At 71.5% G+C, this 1126-nt stretch carries 1 protein-coding gene; it reads left to right on the top strand.

Annotated features, from left to right (window positions below; all coding sequences use genetic code 11):
• Window positions 1–461: 461 nt before the first annotated feature.
• Window positions 462–842 (top strand): VOC family protein, encoded by a 381-nt coding sequence (locus ACZ68L_RS44185; protein WP_469589939.1) that lies wholly within the window; start codon window positions 462–464, stop codon window positions 840–842.
• Window positions 843–1126 lie beyond the last annotated feature (284 nt).

Here is a 1126-nt window from a genome sequence, read left to right as displayed (position 1 = left end):
ACACCCCCCCCCCCCCCCCCGCGCGCCCCCCGCCCGCCCCCCCCCGCGGGGGGGGGGCCCCCCCCCCCCCCGGGGGGGGGGGGGGGGGGGCCCCCCCCCCGCCGCCCCTCCCTGCCTTCGTCACCGGGGCCGCGCGCCGTCGCCCGCCCGCGCCCACAAGGGGCGAAGACCAGGCCGGAACTGGACCGAGACGGCACAGCCGAGGTCAGAACAGTGCCTCCGGCGGGGGATCGGCCGGCACCGGGATGGAGGAGGCGCCGTTCCCGACCGCGGGTCCGTTGTGGTGTGCGTGGGGAGCCGGGGAAGGTGGTGGGCTGAGGCTGCGAGGTGAGGCTCCCAATAACCCTTCGCACCTGCTCGCCTCGCCCGGTACGGTCTCGAGCGCGCGTCCACTGCGGGGAGCCCAAGAGCTCCGCGCGCGGCCGCATCAGCAGTTCCCACGCTGAGAGTAGGTTTCGTCAATGGCATGTCGTATCAGTGAGCTCGTGCTCGGTTGCCGCGAACCCGAGGTGCTGGCGCGGTTCTGGTGCGAGGTCCTGGACTTCGTCGTGCTCGATCGCGAAGAGGACGGCACCCTTGAGATCGGCCCGCGCGAAGGGTTCGGCGGCCCGCAGCCGACGATCATCCTCAGCCGCAGGGACGAGCCGGAGCCGGGGAAGCCCCGGCTGCACCTCGACGTCAATGCCACCGACCGCGATCAGGACGCCGAGCTGGAACGCCTCCTGAAGCTCGGGGCGCGCCCCGCCGACATCGGCCAGACCGGTAAGGAGCAGTGGCACGTTCTTACCGACCCCGAGGGCAATGAGTTCTGCCTGCTCAAGGCCCGCCTCAACCCGCTCTGACGGCTCTTGTCCCAGGTGCGGCCCCAGTGCGCCGGGTTGGATCTGTCAAGGAGGCCCTTCCGCGCTGACATCAGCGGCTGACACCGACAAGCGCGAACAGCAGTGACCCAGGCCGGACCTCAGTGGACGATCAGGCGAGGCACAGAGCGCGTTGGCCGATGCTGCCGACACCCCGTGATTGGCCTCGCTGAATCGAGTAGGAGGGACGGGTCGCCCGTCCCTCCTCTCACACCACCGGACATGCGGGTCACGCATCCGGCGGTTCATCCAGCTGATCTCAACCG

Source organism: Streptomyces sp. NPDC104309 (assembly GCF_055584025.1).
The sequence above is the reverse complement of the archived record's forward strand: the minus strand, read 5'-3'. Positions and strand labels throughout refer to the sequence as shown.